This is a genomic window from Variovorax sp. 05T418 (genome assembly GCF_056396385.1).
This window is the reverse complement of the sequence record NZ_JBFTLJ010000016.1, coordinates 138,028-145,104: the sequence shown is the minus strand read 5'-3', so window position 1 is coordinate 145,104 and position 7,077 is coordinate 138,028. Positions and strand designations below refer to the sequence as shown.

The 7,077-nt window shown below is 64.2% G+C and carries 11 protein-coding genes; all 11 read left to right on the top strand.

Annotated features, from left to right (window positions below):
• Window positions 1-145 (top strand): EF-Tu C-terminal domain-related protein (locus AC1DMS_RS26395; protein WP_478084152.1); only part of this gene is annotated, 145 nt, incomplete at its 5' end.
• A 21-nt stretch (window positions 146-166) separates the two neighbouring features.
• Window positions 167-481 carry a 30S ribosomal protein S10 gene (rpsJ, locus tag AC1DMS_RS26390; protein WP_007838118.1) on the top strand — a complete coding sequence of 105 codons (315 nt, stop codon included), beginning with the start codon at window positions 167-169 and terminating at the stop codon, window positions 479-481.
• 145 nt (window positions 482-626) lie between these two features.
• Window positions 627-2,207 (top strand): hypothetical protein, encoded by a 1,581-nt coding sequence (locus AC1DMS_RS26385; RefSeq protein WP_478181951.1) that lies wholly within the window; start codon window positions 627-629, stop codon window positions 2,205-2,207.
• Window positions 2,208-2,224: 17 nt separating this feature from the next.
• Window positions 2,225-2,776 (top strand): hypothetical protein, encoded by a 552-nt coding sequence (locus AC1DMS_RS26380; RefSeq protein ID WP_478181950.1) that lies wholly within the window; start codon window positions 2,225-2,227, stop codon window positions 2,774-2,776.
• A 254-nt stretch (window positions 2,777-3,030) separates the two neighbouring features.
• A complete protein-coding gene (gene rplC / locus AC1DMS_RS26375; RefSeq protein WP_015867667.1) occupies window positions 3,031-3,711 on the top strand; it encodes a 50S ribosomal protein L3 in 681 nt (226 codons plus the stop codon).
• A complete protein-coding gene (gene rplD / locus AC1DMS_RS26370) occupies window positions 3,711-4,331 on the top strand; it encodes a 50S ribosomal protein L4 (RefSeq protein ID WP_013543942.1) in 621 nt (206 codons plus the stop codon). Before rplC ends, rplD begins: the two co-directional genes overlap by 1 nt.
• The gene (gene rplW / locus AC1DMS_RS26365; RefSeq protein ID WP_007838129.1) at window positions 4,328-4,663 is read left to right on the top strand and encodes a 50S ribosomal protein L23; all 336 of its coding nucleotides are present in this window, start codon (window positions 4,328-4,330) and stop codon (window positions 4,661-4,663) included. The genes rplD and rplW overlap by 4 nt, the downstream gene beginning before the upstream one ends.
• Window positions 4,664-4,665: 2 nt before the next feature.
• Window positions 4,666-5,490, top strand: coding sequence for a 50S ribosomal protein L2 (gene rplB, locus AC1DMS_RS26360; RefSeq protein WP_015867666.1), 825 nt, complete (start codon window positions 4,666-4,668; stop codon window positions 5,488-5,490).
• A gap of 10 nt (window positions 5,491-5,500) precedes the next feature.
• A complete protein-coding gene (gene rpsS, locus AC1DMS_RS26355) occupies window positions 5,501-5,779 on the top strand; it encodes a 30S ribosomal protein S19 (RefSeq protein WP_007838132.1) in 279 nt (92 codons plus the stop codon).
• Window positions 5,780-5,788: 9 nt separating this feature from the next.
• Window positions 5,789-6,121 carry a 50S ribosomal protein L22 gene (gene rplV, locus AC1DMS_RS26350; RefSeq protein ID WP_007838134.1) on the top strand — a complete coding sequence of 111 codons (333 nt, stop codon included), beginning with the start codon at window positions 5,789-5,791 and terminating at the stop codon, window positions 6,119-6,121.
• 17 nt (window positions 6,122-6,138) lie between these two features.
• The gene (gene rpsC, locus AC1DMS_RS26345; protein ID WP_015867665.1) at window positions 6,139-7,065 is read left to right on the top strand and encodes a 30S ribosomal protein S3; all 927 of its coding nucleotides are present in this window, start codon (window positions 6,139-6,141) and stop codon (window positions 7,063-7,065) included.
• Window positions 7,066-7,077: the final 12 nt, after the last annotated feature.

The window sequence follows — 7,077 nt, the reverse complement described above, 5'->3', positions numbered from 1 at the left end:
GGAAATGGTCATGCCTGGCGACAACGTCAGCATCACCGTGAAGCTGATCAACCCGATCGCGATGGAAGAAGGCCTGCGCTTCGCCATCCGCGAAGGCGGCCGCACCGTGGGTTCGGGCGTCGTGGCAAAGATCCTCGACATCTAAGCCGCACGCAAAGGAATCACCATGGCTACCAAGCAAAAAATCCGCATCCGCCTGAAGGCGTTCGACTACAAGCTGATCGACCAGTCGGCAGCCGAAATCGTTGATACCGCCAAGCGCACCGGCGCGATCGTCAAAGGCCCCGTGCCGCTGCCGACCCGCATGAAGCGTTTCGACATCCTGCGTTCGCCGCACGTCAACAAGACTTCGCGCGACCAGCTCGAGATCCGCACGCACCAGCGCCTGATGGACATCGTCGACCCGACCGACAAGACCGTGGACGCGCTGATGAAGCTCGACCTGCCGGCCGGCGTGGACGTCGAGATCAAGCTGCAGTAAACCAGCCTCGCGCTGCGTTTCCTGAGAAGCCCGCTTGCAGAAATGCAAGCGGGCTTTTTCATTTGTCTTCCAACTGTGGCATCCTCGCGCACCGGTGTTCTTCGGGGCCAGCGGGGCCGGGGCTGAAACGAGGGCAGTACAAGCTATGAGCTACAAGAACTCTTCTGCATGGATCGCGGCATGTGTTGCCGTGGCGCTGCTGGCCGGCTGCGGTGGCGGAGGCGGGGGAGGTGGTGGCGGCGGCTTCGCCGGCTTCCCGCTGCCGGTGGCGGGTCCGGTCACCCTGAGCGGCACGGCCACCTATGAATCCGTGCCGAATCCGAACGGCACCCTCGTCTATGCCAGCTCGGCGCCCCGGCCCGTGCGAGGGGCCAGTGTGGAAGTGCTCAATGCGGCAACGTCCGCGCCACTGGCCACGGCCACCACCGACGACAACGGCGCCTATGCGGTGTCCGTGCCCGCGAACACGGCGATCGCGGTGCGGGTCAAGGCGCAGCTGGTCCGAAGCGGCCCGGGCGCAAGCTGGGATGTGACGGTGCGCGACAACACGCGCTCCAGTGGCCTCTACACCATGCAGAGCCCCGCCTTTTCGTCGGGCGTGGCCGCCTCGGTGCGCGACCTCCATGCACCTTCGGGCTGGGGTGGTTCGAGCTACACGGGGGACCGGGTGGCGGCGCCCTTTGCCATCCTCGATACGGTCTACACCGCCATGCAGAAGGTGGTCTCGGCGGCGCCTGCAACGGCATTTCCGGCCTTGCGCGTGTTCTGGAGCATCAACAATGCGCCGTCCCCCGGCAGCGTCGCGGCGGGGCAGATCGGCACCACTTTCTTCGTCGACAGGGGCAGCAACGGCCGCGAAATCTATGTGCTGGGCAAGGAAGACGTCGATACCGATGAATACGACACCTCGGTGATTGCCCACGAGTGGGGGCACTACTACCAGTCCTCCTTCAGCCGCGACGACTCGATGGGCGGGGACCACAGCCAGAGCCAGCGTACCGATCGCCGGCTCGCGTTCTCGGAAGGCTGGGGCAATGCCTGGTCGGGCATTGCGCTGGGGCGCCGGAACTATGTCGATTCGGGCGGGGCGCAACAGGCGTCCGTCCGGGAGAGCATCAACATCGACCTTTCCGCCGGTGCGGCAACCCAGCCGGGCTGGTACCGCGAGACCTCGATCCAGTCGATCTTCTGGAACCTCAACCAGCAGGTCGGCTTCAAGCCGATCCACGACACGCTGACCGGCTTCCAGTTCAGGAGCGGCGCGGCCGTCACCTCGATCCATCCTTTCTCGGCGGCCTTCAACGCGACCGCGCCGGGCAGCGCTTCGGCCCTGGCCACCCTGCTGGGCGGGCAGGGCATCAACGCGACGGACAACGATCCGTTCGGCGGCGCCGAAACCAACGACGGCGCAATTCCGGTTGCGATCCCGATGTACAGGGTGGCGACCGTGGGCGGCGCCGTGACCCAGGCCTGCGTCTCCAACGACGCCGGCACGGGCAACAAGCTCGGCAACTTCTCCTATGTCCGCTTCACCGCGCCTGCCAACCGCAGCTACCAAATCGTCGTGAATGGCGGTCCGGCGGGATCCAACCCCGATTTCGACATCTTCAGGGGCGGCCTGGTTGCCCGCACCGGCAATACGGTCAGCCTGTCGGCTGGCGAGTACGTTCTGGCAGTGACGGACCTCAGCAGTCTCGACGCATGCTTCAACGTCTCCATTCAGTAGTAGCAAGAAAGGCCGCCATGAACATCCGATCGAATTCGATGACGGCTCTCGCGTGCCTCGTGTGCCTCGCACTGGCAATGCTGTCGTTGCCAGCCGCGGCAGACGGCGACCCCGGGTCGCGCAGCGCCAGGCATGCAGCGTCGCAGCAGCAGCGCCAGGCCGTCCCCATGACCACGGCGCCGCAAAAGCCCGGCGGCGCCGGCGTCAAGCTCGAATACCGGCTCGACGCCACGCCGCGAGTGGGCCAGGCCACGCCTGTCGTGCTGCAATTCGACGGCGTGACCGACGCCGAGGGTGCCACGGTCCGCCTGAGCGCCGACAAGGGGCTGGCCCTCCAGGGAAGCAGCACCCTCGCGCTGCCGGCCGGCAAGCGGACCACGGCCACCGTCGTCGTGGTGAGCGAGGCCGAGGGGCTGGCCTACCTCAATGTGTTCATCAGGCACGGCGGCGCCTCGAGCGCGGTTTCGGTCCCCATCCAGACCGGCACGGCGGCGCCGACCTTGAAATCCAGCGGCGAAATGAAGTCCACGCCGGGTGGCGACAGCATCATCACGATGCCCGTCAAATAGGCCGGAAGCAGTAAAAAGCGGCCCAAGACAGGGGGCAGGTGCCTTCCGGGCCGCTTCGCAATGCAGCTTGCACTGCGCCCGCATCGCGGGCTATAATCGCTGGCTCTGCCCTTCGTGCGTCCATTCGGGCGCCTTGAGAGCGGAGATTTATCAACCTTCCTTCGCAGGCCGGGTACCCCCAGGGGAATCGGCCAAACGCTGTCGCCAATTGAAGTGGCAGCGGCGAGGGGAGTTTCCATTTTTGGAGAAAACAAATGAGTCTGAGCAACTCCCTCGGGTTGCTGGGCCGCAAGGTGGGGATGATGCGTCTCTTCACCGATGACGGGGACGCAGTTCCTGTCACGGTGGTGGATGTGTCCAACAACCGTGTGACCCAGATCAAGTCGCAAGAGACCGACGGCTACGTCGCACTGCAAGTGACGTTCGGTTCGCGCAAGGCATCGCGCGTGACCAAGCCCCAAGCCGGCCACCTCGCCAAGGCGGGTGTCGAAGCTGGTGAAATCATCCGCGAATTCCGCGTGACCGCCGATACCGCAGGCCAGCACAAGGCTGGCGCCGTGATCGCCGCGAGCAGCGTGTTCTCGGTGGGCCAGAAGGTCGACGTGCAAGGCACCTCGATCGGCAAGGGCTACGCCGGCACCATCAAGCGCCACAACATGAGCTCGCAGCGCGCGTCGCACGGCAACAGCCGTTCGCACAACGTTCCCGGCTCGATCGGCATGGCACAAGACCCCGGTCGCGTGTTCCCCGGCAAGCGCATGACGGGCCACCTCGGCGACGTCACCAAGACCACGCAGAACCTCGATGTCTTCCGCATCGACGAAGCGCGTCAACTGTTGCTCATCAAGGGCGCGATCCCGGGTTCGAAGGGTGGCTTCGTCACCGTGCGTCCCGCCATCAAGGCCAAGCCGCAAGCGGCTGAAGGAGCGAAGTAATGCAACTCGAACTCCTGAACGAACAAGGCCAGGCCGCGTCGAAATACGACGCCCCCGAGACCGTGTTCGGCCGTGACTACAACGAAGACCTGGTCCACCAGATCGTCGTTGCATTCCAGGCCAACGCCCGCCAAGGCACGCGCGCCCAGAAGGACCGCGAGCAGGTCAAGCACTCGACCAAGAAGCCTTTCAAGCAAAAGGGAACGGGCCGCGCCCGTGCCGGTATGACGTCCTCGCCGCTGTGGCGCGGGGGTGGCCGGATCTTCCCGAACATGCCTGACGAAAACTTCTCGCAGAAGATCAACAAGAAGATGTACCGCGCCGGCATGGCCGCCATCTTCTCGCAGCTCGCTCGCGAAGGCCGTCTGGCCGTGGTGGATTCGCTGACCGTGGATTCGCCCAAGACGAAGCCGCTGGCAGCCCGTTTCAAGGCGATGAATCTCGAGTCCGTGCTCGTGATCGCCGAAGAAGTCGACGAAAACCTGTACCTTGCCTCGCGCAATCTGGTGAACATTCTCGTGGTCGAACCCCGCTACGCCGATCCGGTGTCGCTGGTCCACTACAAGAAGGTGCTGGTCACCAAGGGTGCCGTCGACAAGCTCAAGGAGATGTTCGCATGAGCCGCGTGAACCCTACCGCCGCTGAACGTACGTTCGAAGAAGGCCGCCTGATGGCGGTGCTGGTCGCCCCGATCGTGTCCGAAAAGGCCACGATGGTCGGCGAGAAGTCGAACGCTGTCACTTTCAAGGTGCTGCAAGACGCCACCAAGCCCGAGATCAAGGCCGCTGTCGAACTGATGTTCAAGGTCGAAGTCCAGGGCGTGTCGGTGCTCAACACCAAGGGCAAGACCAAGCGCTTTGGCAAGTCCATCGGCCGCCGCGACAACGTTCGCAAGGCCTATGTGACGCTCAAGCCCGGTCAAGAGCTCAACCTCGTCGGGGAAGGCGCTTAATCATGGCCGTCATCAAGATGAAACCCACTTCGCCGGGCCAACGCGGCGCGGTGAAGATCTCGCGGGACCACCTGTTCAAGGGTGCTCCTCACGCGCCTCTGCTGGAGCCCCAGTTCCAGAAGGCCGGCCGCAACAACAACGGCCACATCACGATCCGTCATCGTGGCGGCGGTGCCAAGCACCACTACCGCGTTGTCGACTTCGTGCGCAACAAGGACGGCATCCCGGCCAAGGTCGAACGCATCGAATACGACCCGAACCGCACCGCCCACATTGCCCTGGTCTGCTACGCCGACGGCGAGCGCCGCTACATCATCGCCCCGCGCGGTCTTGAGGCTGGTGCAACGCTGCTGAGCGGTTCGGAAGCCCCGATCCGCGCAGGCAACACGCTGCCGATCCGCAACATTCCGGTCGGCTCGACGATCCACTGCATCGAACTGCAACCCGGCAAGGGCGCGCAGATCGCGCGTTCGGCCGGCACGTCGGCCACGCTGCTGGCTCGCGAAGGCGTCTACGCCCAGGTCCGCATGCGTTCGGGTGAGGTGCGCCGCATCCACATCGAATGCCGCGCCACCATCGGTGAAGTCGCGAACGAAGAGCACAGCCTGCGCCAGCTCGGCAAGGCCGGTGTGAAGCGTCACATGGGTATTCGCCCGACCGTTCGCGGCGTGGTGATGAATCCTGTCGACCACCCGCACGGTGGTGGCGAAGGCAAGACCGGCGAAGGCCGCCATCCTGTCGACCCATGGGGCAACCTGACCAAGGGCTACCGTACCCGTAACAACAAGCGCACGCAGGTCTTCATCGTGTCGCGCCGCAAGAAGTAAGGGATAGCAAATGACTCGCTCTCTCAAAAAGGGTCCGTTTGTTGACCATCACCTCGTGGCCAAGGCCGACAAGGCCGTGACGACGAAGGACAAGAAGCCGATCAAGACCTGGTCGCGCCGCTCGATGGTCCTGCCCGAGTTCATCGGCCTGACCATTGCCGTGCACAACGGCAAGCAGCACGTGCCTGTCTACATCACCGACCAGATGGTCGGCCACAAGCTCGGCGAATTTGCGCTCACGCGCACGTTCAAGGGGCACCCCGCGGACAAGAAAGTCCAGAAGAAGTAAGGAACGACCATGTCTGAAACACGTGCAGTCCTCCGCGGTGTCCGCCTCTCGGTCGACAAGGGCCGTCTGGTCGCTGACCTGATCCGCGGCAAGAAGGTTGATCAAGCGCTCAACGTCCTGCAATTCACGCAGAAGAAGGCCGCTGTGATCATCAAGAAGGTGCTCGAGTCGGCAATTGCCAACGCCGAGCACAACGATGGCGCCGATATCGACGAACTGAAGGTCAAGACCATCTACGTCGAACAGGGCGCAACGCTCAAGCGCTTCACGGCGCGAGCCAAGGGTCGCGGTAACCGCATCAGCAAGCCCACGTGCCATGTGTACGTGACGGTTGGCAACTAAGAACGCCTGGAAGAAATATGGGACAGAAAATCCATCCGACCGGCTTCCGCCTTGCGGTTACCCGTAACTGGTCCAGCCGCTGGTACGCAAGCGACCGCGATTTCGCGGGCATGCTGGCCGAAGACATCAAGGTCCGCGAATACCTCAAGAAGAAGCTGAAGAACGCTTCGGTGTCGCGCGTCATGATCGAGCGTCCCGCCAAGAACGCACGCATCACGATCTACTCGGCTCGTCCGGGCGTCGTGATCGGCAAGAAGGGCGAAGACATCGAGAACCTCAAGCGCGAACTGGGCAAGCAGCTCGGCGTGCCGGTGGCAGTGAACATCGAAGAAGTGCGCAAGCCCGAAATCGATGCCCAGCTGATCGCCGACAGCATCACGCAGCAGCTCGAAAAGCGGATCATGTTCCGCCGCGCCATGAAGCGCGCCATGCAGAACGCCATGCGTCTGGGTGCCCAGGGCATCAAGATCATGTCGGCTGGCCGCCTGAACGGCATCGAAATTGCCCGTACCGAGTGGTATCGCGAAGGCCGCGTGCCCCTCCACACGCTGCGCGCCGACATCGACTACGGCACCTCGGAAGCCAAGACCACCTACGGCGTCATCGGCGTCAAGGTCTGGGTCTACAAGGGCGACACGCTGGGCCGCAACGACCTGCCGGCCGTCGAAACGCCGCGTCCGGACGACGAGCGTCGTCCGCGTGGTCCGCGCCGCGATGGCCGCCCGGGTGGCGACCGTCCGGGTTCGGACCGTCGTGGTCCCGGCCCGCGCGCCGGTGCCCGTGGCCCGATCGGTGGCAACACCGCCCCGGCCGACGGCAGCGACAAGCCCGCAGAAGCCACTGGCGCAGCTCCCGCTGCTCCGGGTGCAGACTCGAAACCCGCCGTTAAGCGCGTCCGCAAAGCCGCGCCAGCTGCAGCAGCTGACGGTGCCAAGACCGAGTGATCGGTCTTAGAA